This is a genomic window from Mycobacterium sp. 155 (assembly GCF_000373905.1).
GTDB lineage: Bacteria > Actinomycetota > Actinomycetes > Mycobacteriales > Mycobacteriaceae > Mycobacterium.
The window spans coordinates 4,071,625-4,091,053 of sequence record NZ_KB892705.1 but is presented as its reverse complement, the minus strand read 5'-3'; the positions used below and the strand labels follow the sequence as shown (position 1 = coordinate 4,091,053).

General features: G+C 65.7%; 22 protein-coding genes. 9 read left to right on the top strand and 13 right to left on the bottom strand.

Annotated elements, in window-relative coordinates:
• Positions 1-44: 44 nt before the first annotated feature.
• The 7 genes from B133_RS0119440 to B133_RS0119410 form a co-directional block, all read right to left on the bottom strand.
• Entirely contained in the window at positions 45-686 is a 642-nt protein-coding gene (locus B133_RS0119440) for a sensor domain-containing protein (RefSeq protein ID WP_018603420.1), read from the bottom strand.
• A 17-nt stretch (positions 687-703) separates the two neighbouring features.
• A complete protein-coding gene (locus tag B133_RS0119435) occupies positions 704-1,219 on the bottom strand; it encodes a hypothetical protein (protein WP_018603419.1) in 516 nt (171 codons plus the stop codon).
• Positions 1,220-1,318: 99 nt separating this feature from the next.
• On the bottom strand, positions 1,319-1,759 hold the full coding sequence (locus B133_RS0119430) for a Fur family transcriptional regulator (RefSeq protein WP_018603418.1): 441 nt from the start codon (positions 1,757-1,759) through the stop codon (positions 1,319-1,321).
• 46 nt (positions 1,760-1,805) lie between these two features.
• On the bottom strand, positions 1,806-2,219 hold the full coding sequence (locus B133_RS0119425) for a hypothetical protein (protein ID WP_018603417.1): 414 nt from the start codon (positions 2,217-2,219) through the stop codon (positions 1,806-1,808).
• Positions 2,220-2,285: 66 nt separating this feature from the next.
• A complete protein-coding gene (locus B133_RS0119420) occupies positions 2,286-3,386 on the bottom strand; it encodes a DUF4185 domain-containing protein (RefSeq protein ID WP_232423378.1) in 1,101 nt (366 codons plus the stop codon).
• Positions 3,387-3,427: 41 nt separating this feature from the next.
• On the bottom strand, positions 3,428-4,474 hold the full coding sequence (locus B133_RS0119415) for an aspartate-semialdehyde dehydrogenase (RefSeq protein ID WP_018603415.1): 1,047 nt from the start codon (positions 4,472-4,474) through the stop codon (positions 3,428-3,430).
• A 1-nt stretch (position 4,475) separates the two neighbouring features.
• Positions 4,476-5,741: an aspartate kinase gene (locus tag B133_RS0119410; protein ID WP_018603414.1), complete on the bottom strand. Its 1,266-nt coding sequence runs from the start codon at positions 5,739-5,741 to the stop codon at positions 4,476-4,478.
• 349 nt (positions 5,742-6,090) lie between these two features.
• On the opposite strand from B133_RS0119410, the gene B133_RS0119405 reads away from it, so the two are divergent.
• The 4 genes from B133_RS0119405 to B133_RS0119390 all read left to right on the top strand — a co-directional run bounded on the left by B133_RS0119405 (position 6,091) and on the right by B133_RS0119390 (position 10,046).
• Positions 6,091-6,738, top strand: a complete 648-nt coding sequence (locus B133_RS0119405; protein WP_026256645.1) for an XRE family transcriptional regulator — start codon at positions 6,091-6,093, stop codon at positions 6,736-6,738.
• 261 nt (positions 6,739-6,999) lie between these two features.
• Positions 7,000-8,832 carry a 2-isopropylmalate synthase gene (gene leuA, locus B133_RS0119400; RefSeq protein WP_018603412.1) on the top strand — a complete coding sequence of 611 codons (1,833 nt, stop codon included), beginning with the start codon at positions 7,000-7,002 and terminating at the stop codon, positions 8,830-8,832.
• Between the two features lie 529 nt (positions 8,833-9,361).
• Entirely contained in the window at positions 9,362-9,544 is a 183-nt protein-coding gene (locus B133_RS24515; protein WP_157625919.1) for a hypothetical protein, read from the top strand.
• Positions 9,545-9,659: 115 nt separating this feature from the next.
• Positions 9,660-10,046: an SHOCT domain-containing protein gene (locus B133_RS0119390; protein ID WP_018603410.1), complete on the top strand. Its 387-nt coding sequence runs from the start codon at positions 9,660-9,662 to the stop codon at positions 10,044-10,046.
• Between the two features lie 20 nt (positions 10,047-10,066).
• On the opposite strand, the gene B133_RS0119385 is transcribed toward B133_RS0119390, so the two are convergent.
• Positions 10,067-11,080: a DEDDh family exonuclease gene (locus B133_RS0119385; RefSeq protein ID WP_018603409.1), complete on the bottom strand. Its 1,014-nt coding sequence runs from the start codon at positions 11,078-11,080 to the stop codon at positions 10,067-10,069.
• 74 nt (positions 11,081-11,154) lie between these two features.
• Between B133_RS0119385 and B133_RS0119380 the strand changes: the two genes are divergently transcribed.
• Positions 11,155-12,399 (top strand): Mur ligase family protein, encoded by a 1,245-nt coding sequence (locus B133_RS0119380; RefSeq protein ID WP_018603408.1) that lies wholly within the window; start codon positions 11,155-11,157, stop codon positions 12,397-12,399.
• A 52-nt stretch (positions 12,400-12,451) separates the two neighbouring features.
• A complete protein-coding gene (locus B133_RS0119375) occupies positions 12,452-13,186 on the top strand; it encodes a glutamine amidotransferase (protein ID WP_026256644.1) in 735 nt (244 codons plus the stop codon).
• A 92-nt stretch (positions 13,187-13,278) separates the two neighbouring features.
• Here B133_RS0119375 and recR read toward each other — a convergent pair whose 3' ends face one another.
• Positions 13,279-13,890, bottom strand: coding sequence for a recombination mediator RecR (recR, locus tag B133_RS0119370; protein WP_018603406.1), 612 nt, complete (start codon positions 13,888-13,890; stop codon positions 13,279-13,281).
• A gap of 10 nt (positions 13,891-13,900) precedes the next feature.
• Positions 13,901-14,233 (bottom strand): YbaB/EbfC family nucleoid-associated protein, encoded by a 333-nt coding sequence (locus B133_RS0119365; protein WP_026256643.1) that lies wholly within the window; start codon positions 14,231-14,233, stop codon positions 13,901-13,903.
• Between the two features lie 113 nt (positions 14,234-14,346).
• Between B133_RS0119365 and B133_RS0119360 the strand changes: the two genes are divergently transcribed.
• A complete protein-coding gene (locus B133_RS0119360; protein WP_018603404.1) occupies positions 14,347-15,117 on the top strand; it encodes an Rv3717 family N-acetylmuramoyl-L-alanine amidase in 771 nt (256 codons plus the stop codon).
• Here the strand turns inward: B133_RS0119360 and B133_RS0119355 are convergent, their stop codons facing one another.
• Entirely contained in the window at positions 15,118-15,558 is a 441-nt protein-coding gene (locus B133_RS0119355) for an SRPBCC family protein (protein WP_018603403.1), read from the bottom strand.
• Between the two features lie 91 nt (positions 15,559-15,649).
• Here B133_RS0119355 and B133_RS0119350 point away from each other — a divergent pair, with 91 nt between their 5' ends.
• Positions 15,650-17,050 carry an FAD-binding oxidoreductase gene (locus tag B133_RS0119350; protein WP_018603402.1) on the top strand — a complete coding sequence of 467 codons (1,401 nt, stop codon included), beginning with the start codon at positions 15,650-15,652 and terminating at the stop codon, positions 17,048-17,050.
• Positions 17,047-18,360: a class I SAM-dependent methyltransferase gene (locus B133_RS0119345; protein ID WP_018603401.1), complete on the top strand. Its 1,314-nt coding sequence runs from the start codon at positions 17,047-17,049 to the stop codon at positions 18,358-18,360. Before B133_RS0119350 ends, B133_RS0119345 begins: the two co-directional genes overlap by 4 nt.
• 20 nt (positions 18,361-18,380) lie before the next feature.
• Here the strand turns inward: B133_RS0119345 and B133_RS0119340 are convergent, their stop codons facing one another.
• Both B133_RS0119340 and B133_RS0119335 read right to left on the bottom strand, forming a co-directional pair.
• On the bottom strand, positions 18,381-18,650 hold the full coding sequence (locus tag B133_RS0119340; RefSeq protein ID WP_018603400.1) for a metal-sensitive transcriptional regulator: 270 nt from the start codon (positions 18,648-18,650) through the stop codon (positions 18,381-18,383).
• Between the two features lie 84 nt (positions 18,651-18,734).
• Positions 18,735-19,304 carry a rhodanese-like domain-containing protein gene (locus B133_RS0119335; RefSeq protein WP_018603398.1) on the bottom strand — a complete coding sequence of 190 codons (570 nt, stop codon included), beginning with the start codon at positions 19,302-19,304 and terminating at the stop codon, positions 18,735-18,737.
• Between the last annotated feature and the right edge of the window lie 125 nt (positions 19,305-19,429).

Below are 19,429 nucleotides of genomic sequence, written 5' to 3'. Positions count from 1 at the left end.
ACGGATTACGCGTTCGTGCCCGGTAACCGAACTCTGTGCCGCAGTTATTGCCCGAGCGAGTTCTGCATGGCGCCGGCTAGTACGTTGACGGCCGGGCCACCATTGCCGGACTGACACACTTTGGCTTGTAAGAGCACGTTTTCCCGTTTACGTGTGGTGGTGAAACATCGCCGATCGGTATCGGCCTCCTGTTTCACCCAGTCCGCGTCCGTCGGACCGGCTGGGCCGCCGGTAAAAGTCCACACCTGGGTGACGAAGTTGTCCAGGTGCATCGCGCTGGTCAGCCCCGAACAACCCTGGGTGCGGTCGACCACCCGGTGGAACGCCCGGTCCGCGGCGTCGGTGGTGGCGAACACCCCGACAGCCTGTTTGACGTAGTGGCTGTCGTCGTTGGCCGAAGTCTGGGTCGTGGCACTGTTGAACGACGCCAGATCGGGGTCGTTGTAGACCTCGGGCAGTCCGATGTCAGCCCAGTTGTTGCACACCGGGTCGTCGACCCAGAACGACTGGATCGGAACCGTGGAGTCGGAAGCCCAGGTCATCGGGGCGCCGACGACGTTACCGACCGAACCCTTCGGCAGAACCGCATAGGACACCACACCCGGGTCCGACGGACGTGCACCGGCCGGTGCCGACAGGACCAACGCCAGACCGGCCACCCCGAGCCCCACAGTCAGAGCGCGCATTCACTCGATCATGCCAGTCAGTACAGCGTGCGGGTGCAGTAGGTCCGAGCCGGAGACGGATACCGCCAGGCGTACTCGCCGCTGGCTTTCGGGCAGGTCGAGCCATCACGGACGTCGAGCCGCTGTGTCACCTGCACCAGCACGCCGTTGCCGCGTGAGGTGCAGTCGGCCAGTCCCATCACGCCGGCGGGCATGCCGAGTTCGTAGCAGTGATAGGTCACGAGATTGGGCACCAAGCACAGCCGGGCCGTCGACGGATCGGCCAGTTTGGCGGGTAGATGCTGGTACTCGTCGCTCGGGCAGCTGCCCGCGGCGTCGGCGACAGCCCCGACGGTGTAGCTCGGGTCAGCGCTACAGGCCACCTTGGTGGCGCGCGCGACCTCTGGTGCCGACGGGGTGTCGGCCGGGAAGCTGACGCAGTCGCCGACGGCGAAGATCATGGCCGCGTTGCGTTCCGGTTGCGCAGTGCCACAGCCGACCGCAAATGCCAGGACGGCGATCAGCACGGCAACCAAGACCGGATTGCGCGTCATGGTTAGGCACAATCTCACGTTTCGTGCCGACACACCCAGAAAATCAGACGTCCCGGCCACCTGATGTGGTAGCCGGGACGTCGGGGCTGCAGATGCGGTCTACGTGGTATTGCGGTGCGTCTGGCAATCGGGGCAGACACCCCAGAACACCACCTCGGCTTCATCGACGACGAAGCCGCCGACGTCCGAGAGCTCGAGACAGGGTGCGGGCCCGATGACACATTCGACGTCGACCACCAAGCCACAGACTCGGCATACCAGGTGGTGATGGTTGTCGCCGGCCCTGGTCTCGTAGCGGGCGGACGAGCCGGCCGGCTCTATCTTGCGGATCAGACCGGCGCTGACACAGGCCCGGAGCACGTCGTAGACGGCCTGGGTGGAGACCGATCCCAGGGTTTTCCGAACCCGGACGGCAACATCGTCTGCGGTGGCGTGCGGCTCGGCAGCGAGTGCCTCCAACACCGCGACCCTCGGTGCGGTGACCCGAAGCCCCACGGCCCGCAAGCGGGCCCTGGGGTCGTCGTCACGAACCGGAGTCACCGCCCCAGTATGCGTCTTTCCTGGAATCGGTCAAGACTACCGGTGCTCAGCGGGGAGCTGTTGTCGGAGCACCGCCCTGCCCACCCGGGCCACCCGGGCCGAAACCCGGACCGCCCGGACCGAAACCGGGACCGTTCGGACCACCCTGCCAACCGGGACCGCCCTGGCCCCACGGGGCCATCGGCGGACCACCGCGGTGGTGGAACATCATTCCGGGACGCTCCCAGCCACCGCCGCCGTAGCGATGATGACCGCCGCCCGAGTGGACACCGAGCAAGAATCCGGTGCCGAACACGACAGCAACGATGAAAACTGTGCCCGCGACGATGCCGACCCAGGCCACCGCCTGGGTGAGACGGCTCTGCTTGCGGGGCTCCCCGTAGGCGGCTGCCGGTGCGGGCGCGGCGGGCGGCTCGGAGGTGACGACAGGGCCAGTGGGTTCGGAAGATGTATCAGTCATGCAACCCAGATTGCGAGTGTCATCGAAGCGCCGATCATGAATCGGCTATGAATTGGCTGTGAATGCTCACCAGGGCTTTATCGGGTTCACGGCGTACTGGATGACGCGGTACGGCGCGCCGCCGCCTGGGGTGGTGTTCCACTGGCTGATGAACACCCGCACCTCGTCGAGCGTCGATCCCGGCGAAATGTAGCCCCCATACGGCTGGGCCAGCCGGTTGTCCTCCGGCGGCGGTAACGCGTCTGCGGGGTCCGGCCAGTCACCGCCTCCGAACACCACCGTGGTCACAGGTGCCGTACCGAGGCCGGTCGGGTCGTAGGCGACCCGCACCTCCATGTTGCCGGTGCTGGCGTTGAAGTACGACAGCACGGGCTTGCCGTCGATCTGCCTGATGCTCATCTCGCCGATCCGGTCGGGCCACAGCGCGGTCGGCGGCTTGCCCCAGCCGCCTTTGGGCGACCAGCCCTGCCAGCCGGCCCGGTCGGTGAACGTCTGCGGTGTGGACCGGTACAGGAACACCGGTCCGCTGCGGTCGAAGTTGTTGGCCACGATGTACACCCAGCCGGTCTGCGACTCGGGTGTCGGGACGGGGTCGTAGTAGCCGCTGATCTGCGACTGCCCGCCGCCCTGATAGCTCGCGGGCCGCACTGAACCGGGTACGGTAGGCCAATTCCCCTGTGAGGCATCGGCTTTCACCAGTCTGGAGTTCTGCGGCACGAGGTTGTGCGTGGTGCTCACCATCAGGTAGTTGTCCCGGTTGATCGAGACCACACCGGCCGGCAACTGAGAACTGCCCGGCGGCGTCTTGTCGGCGAGCAGCGGCTTGCCGACGCCGCCGCCGGTGACGCCGTCGTAGCGGACCCCCGTGGGGTCGTCGACCGAATCCGGGTCCACATGCAACGCGACGGGTGAGTACCAACCACCGAAACCCACGGCCTGGCCGGCGAAGCTGTCACCGCACACCTGCAGCACGCGGCTGGGGAATTCCATGAACTCACACAGATCGGTCGCCCCGATGCCGTAATCCCCCGTGGGCGTTCCTGTTCCGGCTGCGGGACCGATCCGCTGCACCTGACCGGGAGCCAGTGGCGGCAGCACCGGATCAGAGGAGGGCGAGGGCGGATCGGCATGGGCCGAGGGCGCCTGCCACACCGCAGCGGCGATCACCGCCGCCGCGGCGAACCGGAGCGCTGTGGACACCCCGCTGGTCAGAGCTCGGCAGCCAGCAGCTCGGCGATCTGAATAGTGTTGAGCGCCGCACCTTTTCGAAGATTGTCGCCCGAGACGAAGAGTGCGAGACCACGCCCGTCGGGTACACCCGGATCTTGGCGGATCCGACCGACGAGTGATTCATCGATACCGGCGGCAGCCAGTGGCGTCGGTACGTCGACCAGCTTGACACCGGGGGCAGCGGCCAAGAGTTGCCGGGCGCGTTCGACCGAAAGCGGTCGGGCGAACTCGGCATTGATCGACAGCGAGTGCCCGGTGAAAACCGGCACCCGCACGCACGTACCCGATACCAGCAGGTCGGGGATACCCAGGATCTTGCGGCTCTCGTTGCGCAGCTTCTGGTCCTCGTCGGTTTCCCCCGAGCCGTCATCGACCAGAGAGCCGGCCAACGGAATCACGTTGAATGCAATCGGCGCAACGTATTTCACAGGCTCTGGGAACGCCACAGCCGAGCCGGCGTGCACCAGAGCCTCGGCGCCGTCGACCACAGCGCGGGTCTGCGTGGCGAGTTCCTGGACACCGGCCAGGCCACTGCCCGACACGGCCTGGTAGCTGGAGACGATCAGCCGCGTCAGGCCCGCCTCTTCGTGCAGGACCTTGAGCACCGGCATCGCGGCCATGGTGGTGCAGTTGGGGTTGGCGATGATGCCTTTTGAGAGAGACCGGGCACGGGTGGCGACATCCCTTTCAAAGTTGACCTCGGACACCACCAAGGGCACCTCGGGATCCTTGCGCCAGGCCGACGAATTGTCGACGACAACGGCACCGGCCGCGGCGAACCGCGGCGCCTGCACGCGCGACATCGTCGCGCCCGCGGAGAACAGCGCGATGTCCAGCCCGGACGGGTCGGCGGTCTCGCTGTTCTCGACCTCGATCTCCTGGCCGCGGAAGGTCAGCTTCTTGCCCTCCGATCGCGCAGAAGCGAAGAACCGCACAGAGGTGGCGGGAAAGTTCCGCTCCTCGAGCAGGGTGCGCATGACCTGCCCGACCTGGCCGGTCGCGCCGACTACACCGATCGAAACCATCTCAGCGTCCCGTTCCGCCGTAGACCACGGCTTCGTCGTCGCTGCCGAGGTCGAATGCCTCATGCAGGGCCGCGACGGCCTTGTCCAGCTCGGTGTCCTTGACCAGCACCGAGATCCGGATCTCGGAGGTGGAGATCAGGTCGATGTTGACGCCGACCTCGGCCAGCGCCTCGCAGAACGTGGCGGTCACGCCGGGATGGCTGCGCATGCCCGCACCGATCAGCGACACCTTGCCGATGTGATCGTCGTAGAGGACCTGGCTGAACCCGATCTCGTCCTTGAGTGCGGTGAGCTTCTCCACCGCACCGGGGCCGTTGTCCCGGGCGCACGTGAAGGTGATGTCGGTCTTGCCGTCCTCGATCTTGGAGATGTTCTGCAGCACCATGTCGATGTTTACGTCGGCCTCGGCGACCGCGCGGAACACCTTGGCGGCATAGCCCGGCACGTCGGGCAACCCGACCACCGTGACCTTGGCCTCGCTGCGGTCGTGGGCTACTCCGGTCAGGATGGCGTCTTCCATGGGGATGTCCTCGATCGATCCTTTGACGATGGTGCCCGGTTTGTCGGAGTACGACGAGCGGACATGGATGGGCACGTTGTAGCGACGCGCGTATTCGACACAACGCAGCATGAGCACCTTTGCACCGCAGGCCGCCATCTCGAGCATCTCCTCGAAGGCGACGGCGTCGAGGTGCCGGGCGTTGGGCACGATGCGCGGATCCGCGGTGAAGATGCCGTCGACGTCGGTGTAGATCTCACACACGTCGGCGTGCAGCGCGGCGGCCAGCGCGACGGCGGTGGTGTCGGAGCCGCCACGACCCAGAGTGGTGACGTCCTTGCTGTCCTGGCTGACCCCCTGGAAACCGGCGACCAGCACGATCTGCCCCTCGTCCAGCGCGTCGCGCAGCCGGCCGGGTGTGACGTCGATGATCTTGGCATTGCCGTGGGTGCCCGTGGTGATCACGCCGGCCTGCGAGCCAGTGAATGAGCGGGCCTGCGCACCCAGGGACTCGATAGCCATCGCGACCAACGCATTGGAGATCCGTTCACCCGCGGTGAGCAGCATGTCCATCTCACGTGGTGGTGGCGCGGGTGAGACCTGGCGGGCCAGGTCCAGCAAATCATCGGTGGTATCGCCCATCGCGGAGACGACCACGACGACGTCGTTGCCGGCCTTCTTGGTCTCCACGATGCGCTCGGCGACGCGACGGATCCGGTCGGCATCTGAGACCGAAGATCCGCCGTATTTCTGTACGACGAGCGCCACTGTCTGCCCTTCGAAAATGCGGGAATGAGTCGCATCAAGGATAAGGGAGACGCGCAGCTGGTTTTCCTCCCCCGGGCGGAGCACCCTCTGGTGGGGCGCTCAGGGTACAGCCAAGAAGCTGAACGGTTCCGCAGGTTGGAACTGCCCGTTGGCATCTCCGGCGTAGACAGTTGAGGAGATGTTCGATTCGTCAAAGGTCGCGATGCCGTACGGCCACACCGTCACGCGGCCCTTCGGGAAGGCCCGCGTGTGCTATCCGGAACCCCAGAGCCTGGTCACGATTACCATCGAAGCAGCCGCCATGGCGCGGGTTCCGTGGCGGGCACGAGCTGGATTCGGGGGACGGCAAATGAGCGACATTCCGCTACTCCGCAACCAGTCCGGCACAGCGCGTGACCGCGATCCGCACGCCTCGACCGACGAGCTGGAGGTCGAGGCCGCGATCGGGCGCAATGTGCGTCAGCTCCGTCAGCAGCACGGCCTGACGGTCGCCGACATGGCTACCCGGGTCGGTATATCCAAGGCCATGCTGTCCAAGATCGAGAACGCCCAAACGTCGTGCAGCCTCTCCACCCTGACGTTGTTGGCGAAGGGCCTGGACGTTCCGGTGACGAGCTTGTTCCGGGGTGCGGACGTGGAACGTCCGGCCGCGTTCGTCAAGGCAGGCACGGGTGCGCAGATCGTGCGTGAGGGCACCCGCGCCGGCCACAAATACCAGTTGCTGAGCTCGTTGCGCGGGGAGCACAAACGGCTCGAGTGCCTGCACGTGACGTTGACCGAGAAGAGCCAGACCTACCCGTTGTTCCAGCATCCGGGCACCGAGTTCATTTACATGCTCGAAGGCGTGATGGATTACGGCCACAGCCGCTCGGTGTACCGGATGTACCCCGGCGACGCACTGCAGATCGACGGCGAAGGCGCGCACGGACCTGTCGATCTGGTCGAGCTGCCGATCCAGTTCCTGTCGGTCATCGCGTTCCCGGATTCGCAGGTCTGACCGATTCCGCGCCGTGCCGGCCCGCGAACCCGGTGCCGCCGTGGCAGACAATCCAGACACGACGAGGACGACGAACTGTCGGAGCTCGAAGCCCGAGCCGGACGCTGGTTTGGGCGCCCGGCCGCGGGCGCGCTATTGTGTACGCGTGCAGCGGGTGCTCCTCCTCAGCCGCCGCGACGGGGTCTGACCAGACCGGCTTCCCGTCGCGGGTGTTTGGCGATGCGCCGGTCGAGTTCCCTTTCAACTCCCGGAGCAGACATCATGACCACCCCCGAAATTTCTGTCGACGCCTATACCTCGGTACGCACCATCACCACACCGTCCGGTTCTCGCCGGGACGGTCAGCCTTCCTGGAACACCCAGCGCGGATCCGCGATGCCGGTCAGCCGGTACCGCACCTTCGCCCACGAGGTCCCGGGCGGAAGCCCGGCATTTGGCACAGCGAATGTTCCGTTTGACCGCACCTGGCCGGACAAGGTGATCGGGCACGCCCCGATGTGGTGTGCGGTCGACCTGCGCGACGGCAACCAGGCCCTGATCGACCCGATGAGCCCGGAGCGCAAGCGCCGGATGTTCGACCTGCTGGTCCGCATGGGCTACAAGGAGATCGAGGTCGGCTTCCCATCGGCCAGCCAGACCGACTACGACTTCGTCCGCGAGATCATCGAGCAGGGCGCCGTTCCCGAGGACGTCACCATCCAGGTGCTGACGCAGTGCCGGCCCGAGCTGATCGCACGCACCTTCGAGGCCTGCGCCGGCGCGCCGCGCGTCATCGTGCACTTCTACAACTCCACCTCGATCCTGCAGCGTCGCGTGGTGTTCCGCGCCGACCGCGACGCCGTCAAGAAAATCGCCACCGACGGTGCCCGCATGTGTGTCGAAGAAGCCAAGAAGTATCCCGGCACGCTGTGGCGGTACGAGTACTCTCCGGAGTCCTACACCGGTACCGAACTGGAATACGCCGTCGACGTCTGCAACGCAGTCGCCGCGGTGATCCAGCCCACGCCGGAATGGCCGCTGATCGTCAACCTGCCCGCCACCGTCGAGATGGCCACCCCCAACGTCTACGCCGACTCGATCGAGTGGATGAACCGGCACCTGACCCCGCGGGACAGCATCATCCTGAGCCTGCATCCACACAACGACCGCGGAACCGCCGTTGCCGCAGCAGAATTGGGCTACCAGGCCGGTGCCGACCGGATCGAGGGCTGCCTGTTCGGCAACGGTGAGCGGACCGGCAACGTCTGCCTGGTGACGCTGGGCATGAACCTGTTCTCCCGCGGCGTGGATCCGCAGATCGACTTCTCCAACATCGACGAGATCCGTCGGACCGTGGAGTACTGCAACCAGCTGCCTGTGCACGAGCGCCACCCCTACGGCGGTGATCTGGTGTACACCGCGTTCTCGGGCAGCCACCAGGACGCCATCAACAAGGGCCTGGACCAGATGAAATTCGATGCCGATGCCGCCGACAAAGACATGGACGACATCCTGTGGCAGGTGCCGTACCTGCCGATCGACCCCAAGGATGTGGGCCGGACCTACGAGGCCGTCATCCGGGTGAACTCGCAGTCCGGCAAGGGCGGCGTCGCCTACATCATGAAGGCCGATCACGGGCTGGTGCTGCCTCGCCGGCTGCAGATCGAGTTCAGCCGCGAGATCCAGAAGCTGACCGACGGCGAGGGTGGCGAGGTGTCGCCGAAGGAGATGTGGGACGTCTTCTCCGACGAGTACCTGGCGCCGATCACGCCGCTGGAGCGGATCCGCCAGAAGGTCACCGCGGCCGAGGTCGACGGCGGCACCGACACCATCACCGCGATCGTGAAGATCAACGGCGAGGAGCGCGAAATCGTCGGCGCCGGCAACGGTCCGCTGGCGGCATTCGTCGACGCCCTGGGTGCCGTCGGCTACGACGTCAACGTGCTGGACTACTCCGAGCACGCGATGTCCTCCGGTGAGGAAGCACAGGCCGCGGCCTATGTGGAGACGTCGATCGGCGGGAAGACCGTGTGGGGCGTCGGTATCGCGACGTCGATCACGACTGCGTCACTGCGGGCCGTCGTGTCCGCTGTGAACCGGGCGGCGCGGGGCTGACCCGGGCCACATCCGACCTCGTTCTGGCCCGCCAGTGGACGAGTTGGTCTTGCCTGCGGTGCCGACCAATCTGACATTCCGATTGGTCGGCTGCGCGGTGTTCGTGACGATGGGCGCCGCACCCCGCTATCGAGGTGCACCCGCTCGAAGCCGACGCGTGGCGCAACCTCGACGCGGACCTGAACTTCCTGGCGCTCGGCCACGAGATCCGCCCGGAACTCTGCGGCGCACCAGACGCCGACGAACTCATACTTCCGGTTCGGCGGGGTCAGGCGGCGGCCGGCGCAGCAGGCCCGGTGTTGGTCTTTGTCGTGATAGTGCTCAACTTTCCGCTGGTGCTGCTGGACCGCTCCCCGACACTTCCACCTCGCTCACGGTCGGCCTCGCGGTGCTCCTGCTGTTTCTGGCCGGATGGACCGGCCATGCCGCATATCGCCGTGCCCGTATCCTCCTTCGACCTGGACTTCGATTGCACAGCAAGGGTTTTGAATTCGGTCGCGACAGATGGGCGTGGGCGGACGTCGAGAGCGTGCACGCGGTCGAGGTGCCGCTGTTGCTGGGCGGCACCGCCACCCGACTGCGGGTGAAGTTCCGGCCCGGCCACCGACCACAGCGCATGCCTTCTGACATCGACTTCGGTCTGTTCGACACCGGGAGCACGGGTCTTGCGGTCATCCTGCGGCAGTGGCTGCGCCGCTACGGCACTCCGTGACGTCGATCACGACTGCATCACGTCAGGCCACCGTTGCCGTCGTGAACCGTGCCCCACGTGGTTAACTGACGGACGCGTAGATCAGCTACGCATCCAACAACTCAAGGAGTAACCCGTGGACTGGGGATCGACGTGGGATTTTCTCTGGCACTTCCTGATCATCTTCGCCTGGATCGCTTACTTGCTCGTGCTGTTCCAGATTCTCGGCGACCTGCTCTGGCGTGACCATCAGACCTCCGGCTGGGTTAAGGCGATCTGGGTGATCTTCCTGATCATCTTCCCGTGGCTTACCGCATTCATATATCTGATTGCGCGCGGTAAGGGGATGGCCCAGCGCTCCGCCACCGCCGCCGCGGCTGCCAAACAGGAGACCGACGCCTACATCCGTGAGGCCGCCAGGCGTACACCGGCAGATGAGATCGCCGATGCGAAGGCCCTGCTCGATGCAGGCACCATCACCGCCGACGAGTACGAGATGTTGAAGGCCAAGGCACTCCGCTGACTGTCAGGACCGGTGGGTGATCAGAACAAGGTGAACTGGTCGCCCACCGGGGCGGTGTCAGAGAACTCTTCGACCATGGCGCCGCCGATCACGTCGTCCAACATATTCATGAAGTCGTCATCGGTGACGAGGGGAACACCGAGTTCCTTGGCGTGGTAACCCTTTCCGGATTCCGGAGCGGGCTCGTTGCACAGCACTACCGAGGTCTGCTGGTCGACGGCCTCGGCGTAGGCCAGACCCGCGTGCAGAATGCGTTCGATCAGCTCTTCGTGGGTGCGGGCCACCTCGGCTGACAATGCCACCTGCATGCCCTGCACCAGCGGCCGGCCGGGCACGTATACGCCCGGGTTGGCGTATAGGCACGGCAGCCGTGGCGCCATAACCTTCAGTGGCCGCAACTCTTCGTGGGTGACCTGGCCGTTGGGCCAGCGCCGGCGGCTGACTTCACGCAGCGGCAACCACACCTTGCGGTCCCGGGCCCGGGCCAGGGTGGGTTTGAGGATCTGGGCGAGCACCTGGGCGTCGTCGAGCGCATCGTGCGGGCGCACCTGGCTGACTCCCCAGTGTGCTGCCAACGTCTCCAACCGCAGGTTCTCGGTGCCCAGGTCCAGACGACGAGCCAGCTCGACCGTGCACATCACACTGTCGACTGGGAGTTCCGCGCCGACCAGCTCGGCCTCGGCGGTCAGAAAGCCATAGTCGAAGCCCACGTTGTGTGCCACCAGGGTGCGCCCACGCAGCACGTCGCCGAGTTGGTCGACGACATCACCGAAACAGGGCTGCCCTTCCAACATCTCCGCAGTCAGCCCGTGCACATGGGTGGGGCCCGGATCGACACCGGGATTGAGCAGGGTGGCGACGCTGCGCTCGATATTGCCGTCGTCGCTGACCGCCAGTGCGGCCACGCTGACGATGCGTGCCTGCCCAGGCCGGAATCCCGTGGTCTCCACGTCGACGACGGCCCAGCCCGCGCCCGGCTCAGCTGCCGGTCGGCCCCACGAGGGCCGGGCCGTCAATGGCGGTGCGGTGCTCATAGTCGCCAGGATGGCACGCAAGTCCGACAACCTCAGTCGGCAGGGCAGCGTGTCGTGCACCTAAAATCGCCGGAATGCTGACCCTGCGCGGACGTACCGCACTCGCGGCCGGAGCATCTGCACGCTGGGCGTCGCGGGTGAGCGGCCGAGGCGCAGGCGCAATGATCGGCGGCCTGGTCGCAATGACGCTGGACCGGACGATCCTGCGGCAGCTGGGCCAGGGCCGTCGCACTGTGGTCGTGACCGGCACCAACGGCAAGTCGACCACCACGCGAATGATCGCGGCTGCGCTGGCCACCGTGGGTCCGGTGGCCAGCAACTCAGAGGGCGCCAACATGGATGCCGGGCTGGTGGCGGCCCTGGCGGGCGCGCGCACTGCCAACCTGGCCGCGCTCGAGGTCGACGAGATGCACGTCCCGCACGTCTCGGATGCGGTGGACCCGTCGGTGATCGTGCTGCTCAACCTGTCCCGAGACCAGCTGGACCGGGTCGGTGAGATCAACCACATCGAACGCACGCTGCGGGGCGGCCTGTCCCGGCACCCCGACGCGGTGATCGTGGCCAACTGTGATGACGTCCTGATGACCTCGGCCGCTTACGACAGCCCCAACGTGGTGTGGGTGGCAGCCGGCGGCAGCTGGGCCGGCGACTCGGTCAGCTGCCCGCGGTCGGGCGAGATCATCGTCCGTGACAGCGGAGAGAGCCGGGCGTGGTACTCCACCGGAACCGACTTCAAGCGCCCCAGCCCGCAGTGGTGGTTCGACGACACCCACATCTATGGCCCCGACGGGCTGGTCCTGCCGATGGCGCTGGCGCTGCCCGGAGCAGTCAACCGCGGCAACGCCACCCAGGCCGTCGCGGCAGCGGTCACCCTGGGTGCCGACCCCGCTGCCGCGGTGGCGGCAGTCTCCGGCGTCGACGAGGTGGCCGGCCGGTACCGCACCGTGCAGGTGGGCTCGCACACCGCACGGATCCTGCTGGCCAAGAACCCCGCCGGATGGCAAGAGGCCTTGTCGATGGTCGACCAACGGGGCGCCGGGGTGGTGATCGCGGTCAACGGGCAGGTGCCCGACGGCGAGGATCTGTCGTGGCTGTGGGATGTGCGGTTCGAGCAATTTGTCGGAGACACGGCACGGTCACGCGTCGTCGTCGCGGCGGGCGAGCGGGGCACCGATCTCGCGGTGCGCCTCGGCTACGCCGGTGTCGAACACTCGCTCGTGCATGACACGGTCGCCGCGATCGACTCGTGTCCGCCAGGGCATGTCGAGGTGATCGCGAACTACACCGCGTTCCTGCAACTGAATCGGCGGATCTCATGACTGCGCACGCGAGGAGCATATGTTTGACAGGCGCGCACGCGAGGAGCACACGTTGACAGGCGCGCATACGAGGAGCAATTCAACGGTCAGCATCGGGCTCGTGCTCCCCGATGTGATGGGCACGTACGGAGACAGCGGCAATGCGGTGGTGCTGCGACAGCGGCTGCTGCTGCGTGGCATCGATGCCGAGATCGTGGAGATCACCCTGACCGAGCCCGTTCCCAACTCGTGTGACCTCTACACTCTCGGTGGCGCCGAGGATTACGCGCAGCGCCTGGCCACCAAGCATCTGATTCGGTATCCCGGCCTGCAACAAGCGGTTTCGCGGGGAACTCCGGTACTGGCGATCTGCGCGGCGATCCAGGTGCTCGGGCACTGGTATGAGACGTCGGCCGGCGAGCGCGTCGAGGGCGTCGGCCTGTTGGATGTCACCACGTCGCCACAAGAGGCCCGAACCATCGGCGAGGTGGCCTCGAAACCCTTGCTGGCGGGGCTGACGCAGCCGCTGACCGGTTTCGAAAATCACCGCGGTGGAACAGTTCTCGGCCCCGATGCCCGGCCGCTTGCGGCCGTCACCAAGGGTGCGGGCAACCGGGCCGGCGATGGCTACGACGGGGCCGTACAGGGCAGCGTGGTGGCCACCTATCTGCACGGACCATGCCTGGCCCGCAATCCTGAACTGGCCGACCATCTGTTGTCACGGGTGGTCGGAGAATTGCCTCCATTGGATTTGCCCGAGGTGCAAATGCTGCGCCGCGAGCGGCTCGCGGCGCAGCGGCGGGCCTAGCGCGCGAGCTGAATCAGCCGTCGAATGGCCACTTGTTACACGCCAATTCCGAAAACCCGTGTAATAACTGGCCACTCACTGCAAAACGGAAATCAGACCATGGCGCGGCGACCGGCAAGCGCGCGGCCCAGCGTGAGTTCGTCGGCAAATTCCAAATCCCCGCCCATCGGCAGGCCCGACGCGATACGGGTGACGGTCAGACCCGGGATATCGCGCAGCATCCGCACCAGGTACGTGGCGGTGGCCTCGCCCTCGGTGTTGGGATCTGTGGCGATGATCACTTCGGCGACGTCGACACCGTCGACGCGTTCACCGATCCGGTTCAACAGCTCACGGATGCGCAACTGGTCAGGACCCACTCCCGACAATGGGTCCAGTGCCCCGCCGAGTACGTGGTAGCGGCCCCGGAACTCGCGCGTGCGCTCCACGGCCTGCACGTCCTTGGGCTCCTCGACGACACACACCAGCGACGCGTCACGCCGGGGATCGCTGCAGATCCGGCAGCGTTCCGCGTCGGACACGTTGCCGCACACCTCGCAGAACGTGACCCCGTCGCGGACCCGGCCCAGCACCGCAGTCAACCGGTCGATGTCCGGCGGCTCGACACTCAGCAGATGAAACGCGATCCGCTGCGCGCTCTTCGGCCCGATGCCGGGCAGCTTGCCCAGCTCGTCGATCAGATCCTGGACAGGGCCTTCAAACACTCCGTGCTACCTACAGTCCCGGAATGCCGAGGCCGCTCAACCCGCCGGCCAGCGGGCCCAGCCGGCTCTGCGCCATCTGCTGCACCTGTGCCGATGCGTCGGCCAGCGCACCGACGATGAGATCCTGCAGGGTCTCCGGATCGGACGGATCGATGACCCTGGGATCGATCGACACTGCGACGACCTCTCCGCTGCCCTTGACGGTGACCCGGACCAGTCCCCCGCCGGCCTGGCCTTCGACCTCGGCTTTGGTCATCGCCTCTTGAGCGTCCATCAGCTGCTGCTGCATCTGCTGTGCCTGTGCGAGCAGTGCCGACATGTCGGGTGTGCCTCCGGGTTGCATGACAGGTCCCCTTGCCGTGTTGGTTGCGTCTTGGTCTCGACTTGGTTGCTCTCCGCTCGAGCGCGGCGGTTTGAGCTTCCAGCGTAGACGGCGCCCGGGCTACGGTGACGCCCGTGCGAGTCCCAGCCTGCCTGCGTGTCGGCACCGCGGTTGCCAGCAGCGTGCTCATTGCTGTCGCGACGGTGGCCGCCACACCCACAGCCCATGCCGCGCCCGCCAACATCGCCGGGATGATCGTCTTCCTCGATCCCGGTCACAACGGCGCCAACGACGCCTCGATCAGCAAACAGGTGCCGACCGGACGCGGCGGCACCAAGGACTGCCAGGCCAGTGGCACGTCGACCGATGACGGCTACCCCGAACACACCTTCAACTGGGACACGACGCTGCGCGTCCGGGCCGCGCTGACCGCCCTCGGGGTGCGGACCGCGATGACGCGCGGCGACGACACGTCGCTGGGCCCGTGCGTCGACGAGCGCGCGGCGATGGCCAACGCGGTGCACCCCAATGCCATCGTGGCCATCCATGCCGACGGCGGCCCCGCGAACGGCCGCGGCTTCCACGTGCTGTACTCCTCGCCGCCGCTCAATGCCGCCCAGGCCGGGCCGTCGGTGCAGTTCGCGAAGATCATGCGCGATCAGATCGCCGGCTCGGGCATCCCGCCGGCCACCTACATCGGGTCGGGCGGTCTGGATGGGCGGTCGGACATCGCCGGGCTCAACCTTGCTCAGTACCCGTCGATCCTCGTCGAGTGCGGCAACATGAAGAACCCGGTCGACTCGTCGCTGATGAAGTCACCGGAGGGCAGGCAGAAATACGCCGACGCCATCGTCCGCGGGATCACCGGGTTCCTCGGTTCGCAGCAGGTGGCGTCGGCGCGTTAGCTAGCTGCCCTCTACTTCCTTCTTGAGGTTGGCCAGCACCTCGTCCTGGATCTTGCGCAGGCCCAACGGGGCGAACGTCTTCTCGAAAAAGCCGCCCACGCCACCGGCTCCGGTCCAGGTGGTCTTGAGGTTGACCGACGACCCGGTCCCAGCCGGGGCAACGGTCCAGTTGATCACCATCGACGAGTTGGCGTCCTTCTCGATGACGGTGTGCCCCGCCACGTCGACAGTCGCCTTGACGTCGCGCACCCGCGATTTCGTCGCCTGCAGTTTCCAGGTGGCGACGGTGCCCGCACCCTGGCCCCCTTCGAGGACCTGGTAACCGCTGTAGTGCGAGGAAAGAATCTTGGGCCGCACCGTCTGGTAGTCGGCGATCGCAGCGAACACAGCGGCGGGTTCGGCGTTGATCAAAACGGTGCTGACCGCGCTGACCTGTCCCATCGGCGAATACTCCTTGTATCAATGACGTCGCGGTCTGATAACCGCGCTACTCCGAGTCGCATCGAGTGCAACCGCCGACTAGCGTATATGTGTGTCTGTTGTTCCGACTGACGCACAGACTGTCCACGCTGCCGGCGTACAGCGGCTTCTCGACAGCTATCGCGCCATAAAGCCCACCGATACGGTTCGCCTTGCCAAACCCACATCGAACCTGTTCCGCGCCCGTGACCGGCACGCCGGCAAAGGCCTGGACACATCGGGTTTGACGAATGTCATCGCTGTTGATGTGCAGGCATCGACGGCAGACGTGGCAGGCATGTGCACGTACGAAGATCTGGTGGACGCGACGCTGCCGCACGGGCTGGCGCCGTTGGTGGTGCCGCAGCTCAAGACCATCACCCTCGGCGGCGCGGTCACCGGTCTGGGGATCGAGTCGACGTCGTTCCGCAACGGGCTACCGCACGAATCCGTGCTGGAGCTGGACATCCTCACCGGCACAGGCGAAATCGTCACCGCGTCTCCGACCGAACACGCCGATCTGTACCGCTCGTTCCCCAACTCCTATGGAACGCTTGGCTATTCGACTCGCCTACGCATAGAGCTGGAACCCGTGAAGCCGTTCGTCGCGCTGCGCCACCTGCGTTTTCACGACTTGGACGATCTGGTCGCAGCGATGGACCGCATCATCGAAACCGGCGGTCTGCACGGCGAGAAGGTCGATTACCTCGACGGCGTGGTGTTCAGCGCCGACGAAAGCTACCTGTGCGTGGGCATTAAGACGACCACAGCGGGGCCCGTCAGCGATTACACCGGTAACCACGTCTACTACCGGTCGATACAGCATGACGGTGAGAATGGCGCGGAGAAACATGACCGGCTGACCATCCACGACTATCTGTGGCGGTGGGATACCGACTGGTTCTGGTGCTCACGGGCGTTCGGCGCACAGAATCCGACGATTCGGCGACTGTGGCCGCGCCGCTACCGCCGCAGCAGCTTCTACTGGAAGCTCATCGGCTATGACCAGCGGTTCAACATCGCCGACCGGATCGAGAAGCGCAACGGGCGCCCGCCCCGGGAACGGGTGGTACAGGACATCGAGGTGCCTTTGGAGCACTGCGGACTGTTCCTCAAATGGTTTCTCGACAACATCCCGATCGAGCCAATCTGGCTGTGCCCGCTGCGATTACGCGACGATCCGAAAACCGCCGGAACATGGCCGCTCTATCCGCTTCACCCACACCACACCTACGTCAACATCGGATTCTGGTCGTCCGTCCCGGCCGGGCCCGTAGCCGGGCACACCAACCGGCTTATCGAACGCAAGGTCAGCCAACTCGACGGACATAAATCGCTGTATTCGGACGCGTTCTATACGCGTGACGAGTTTGACGCACTATACGGCGGGGAAGCTTATAAGACGGTCAAGAAAACCTACGATCCCGATTCACGTCTACTTGATCTGTATTCGAAAGCGGTGCAACGGCAATGACAACATTCAGGGATAATTCGACGCACGCTCAGGCGAACAAACTCACGCTGGCCGAGATCCTGGAGATCTTCGCCGCGGGACAGCTTCCACTGAAATTCACCGCCTACGACGGCAGCGCCGCCGGCCCTGAGGACGCCGCGCTCGGACTCGACCTCAAGACCCCGCGCGGCACCACCTACCTCGCCACCGCGCCCGGCGATCTCGGGCTGGCGCGGGCCTACGTGTCAGGCGATCTGGAACCATACGGCGTGCACCCCGGCGATCCGTACCCGTTGCTGTGCGCGCTGGCCGAGAAAATGGATTTCAAGCGTCCACCGGCCCGGGTGCTGGCCCACATCGTCCGCTCGATCGGCATCGAACACCTGAAACCGATCGCTCCGCCGCCGCAGGAGGCCCTGCCGCGCTGGCGCCGTATGGTGGAAGGGTTGCGGCACAGCCGGGTTCGCGACGCCGAGGCCATCCACCACCACTACGACGTGTCCAATACGTTCTACGAGTGGGTGCTCGGCTCGTCGATGACCTACACGTGCGCCTGTTATCCGGACCCTGACGCCACCCTGGAACAGGCGCAGGAGAACAAGTATCGGCTGGTGTTCGACAAACTGCGGCTGCAACCCGGCGATCGCCTGCTCGACGTGGGCTGCGGCTGGGGTGCCATGGTTCGCTACGCGGCCCGCCACGGCGTGCGGGCCATCGGTGTGACGCTGTCGCGCGAACAGGCCGCCTGGGCGCAGCAGGCGATCGAGAGGGAAGGACTCGGCGATCTCGCCGAGGTACGCCACGGCGACTATCGCGATGTCACCGAGTCCGGCTTCGACGCGGTGTCGTCGATCGGTCTGACCGAACACATCGGCGTGCACAACTATCCGTCGTACTTCAATTTCCTGCAGTCCAGGATGCGTGTCGGCGCACTGCTGCTCAACCACTGCATCACCCGCCACGACAACCGGTCGGGTGCCACGGCGGGTGGGTTCATCGACCGTTACGTGTTCCCGGACGGTGAGCTCACGGGCTCCGGCCGGATCATCACCGAGGTCCAGAACGTCGGCCTCGAGGTGCTGCACGAGGAGAACCTGCGCCATCACTATGCGATGACCCTGCGCGATTGGTGCGCCAACCTCGTCGAGCACTGGGACGAGGCGGTGGCGGAGGTCGGGCTGCCCACCGCGAAGGTGTGGGGCCTGTACATGGCTGGATCACGACTGGGCTTCGAGACCAATATCATTCAGCTGCACCAGATTCTGGCAGTCAAGCTGGACGAGCACGGTAATGACGGCGGCCTGCCGCTGCGACCATGGTGGCACGCGTAACGGGCAGCGGCCGCGCAGGCTCATGCGAGTGCCAGGAACAATTTCTCCAACTCGGCCTCGGTCATCGGAGCGGCCCCGTCGGAGGTCCGCCCGGTGATGCACTCGCGCAGTCCGTTGGCCACAATCTTGAAGCCGGCCCGGTCCAGTGCGCGGGACACCGCGGCAAGCTGGGTGACCACGTCCTTGCAGTCACGACCCGCCTCGATCATCGCGATAACGCCGGCCAACTGGCCCTGCGCGCGCCGCAGCCGATTCAATACCGCGGCAATGCTTTCGTCGTCGCAATCCATGGTTCACATCCTTCTCTTTGACCTGATAACGGGGTACCCATGGGGGTATATCCCCACGGGTACCCCGTCATCGGAGTCATCGGATCACGATCCGATGAGTTGTGCGACCACTGTCTTGGCGTCGGCATTTGGGACGCGGTTGTAGGGCAGTTTCGCCAGAGCCATCCCCATCGCACAGGTGTCGGTAACCGCGGCCACGCTCAGGCCCGCGCCGATCGCCCCGGCCAACCACTTGGCCTTGGGAACGAACACACTGGTCAGGATGCTCGTCAAGACCAGGGAGCCGGCCACCAGGCGTACCTGGCGTTCCAGATCCCAGCGCTGTTTGCCCTCGACGACGTCAAGTCCATTGGCAGACCACGCGGTGATACCACCGTCGAGGATGTGGACATTGGACAACCCCGCGGCGCGGAGCGCCTCGTCGGCCTGCGTTGCTCGTGCGCCAGACCGGCAGACCAGGATCACATCTTCGTCGAGGTGCGCGGCGATCTCGCTGCGGTGCTCGCGTAAGAGGTCGAGTGGGACGTTGTACGCGCCGGCAATGTGAGCCGTCTCGAATTCCGCGGGTGTCCGCACGTCCAGGACACGCAGATCGTGGCCAGATCGGAGGCGCTCGTGGAGATCCTGGGCGGAGATGGTCGTGGCGACGGTCATGCTGACGATCCTTTCGCGGGAAACGGTGACGGAAGACCCTCAATCCGAGATACGGCGTGGGGTATGGTCCGTGCCATGGTATATATACCCCCAGTCGTATTGTCAACTGTGAAATAGAATACCCC

Coding starts and splice junctions, on each gene's coding strand:
- B133_RS0119440 (WP_018603420.1), bottom strand. CDS start 686: ATGCGCGCTCTGACTGTGGGGCTCGGGGTGGCCGGTCTGGCGTTGGTC.
- B133_RS0119435 (WP_018603419.1), bottom strand. CDS start 1,219: ATGACGCGCAATCCGGTCTTGGTTGCCGTGCTGATCGCCGTCCTGGCA.
- B133_RS0119425 (WP_018603417.1), bottom strand. CDS start 2,219: ATGACTGATACATCTTCCGAACCCACTGGCCCTGTCGTCACCTCCGAG.
- B133_RS0119415 (WP_018603415.1), bottom strand. CDS start 4,474: ATGGTTTCGATCGGTGTAGTCGGCGCGACCGGCCAGGTCGGGCAGGTC.
- B133_RS0119405 (WP_026256645.1), top strand. CDS start 6,091: ATGAGCGACATTCCGCTACTCCGCAACCAGTCCGGCACAGCGCGTGAC.
- leuA (WP_018603412.1), top strand. CDS start 7,000: ATGACCACCCCCGAAATTTCTGTCGACGCCTATACCTCGGTACGCACC.
- B133_RS0119385 (WP_018603409.1), bottom strand. CDS start 11,080: ATGAGCACCGCACCGCCATTGACGGCCCGGCCCTCGTGGGGCCGACCG.
- B133_RS0119380 (WP_018603408.1), top strand. CDS start 11,155: ATGCTGACCCTGCGCGGACGTACCGCACTCGCGGCCGGAGCATCTGCA.
- B133_RS0119365 (WP_026256643.1), bottom strand. CDS start 14,233: ATGCAACCCGGAGGCACACCCGACATGTCGGCACTGCTCGCACAGGCA.
- B133_RS0119355 (WP_018603403.1), bottom strand. CDS start 15,558: ATGGGACAGGTCAGCGCGGTCAGCACCGTTTTGATCAACGCCGAACCC.
- B133_RS0119345 (WP_018603401.1), top strand. CDS start 17,047: ATGACAACATTCAGGGATAATTCGACGCACGCTCAGGCGAACAAACTC.
- B133_RS0119340 (WP_018603400.1), bottom strand. CDS start 18,650: ATGGATTGCGACGACGAAAGCATTGCCGCGGTATTGAATCGGCTGCGG.
- B133_RS0119335 (WP_018603398.1), bottom strand. CDS start 19,304: ATGACCGTCGCCACGACCATCTCCGCCCAGGATCTCCACGAGCGCCTC.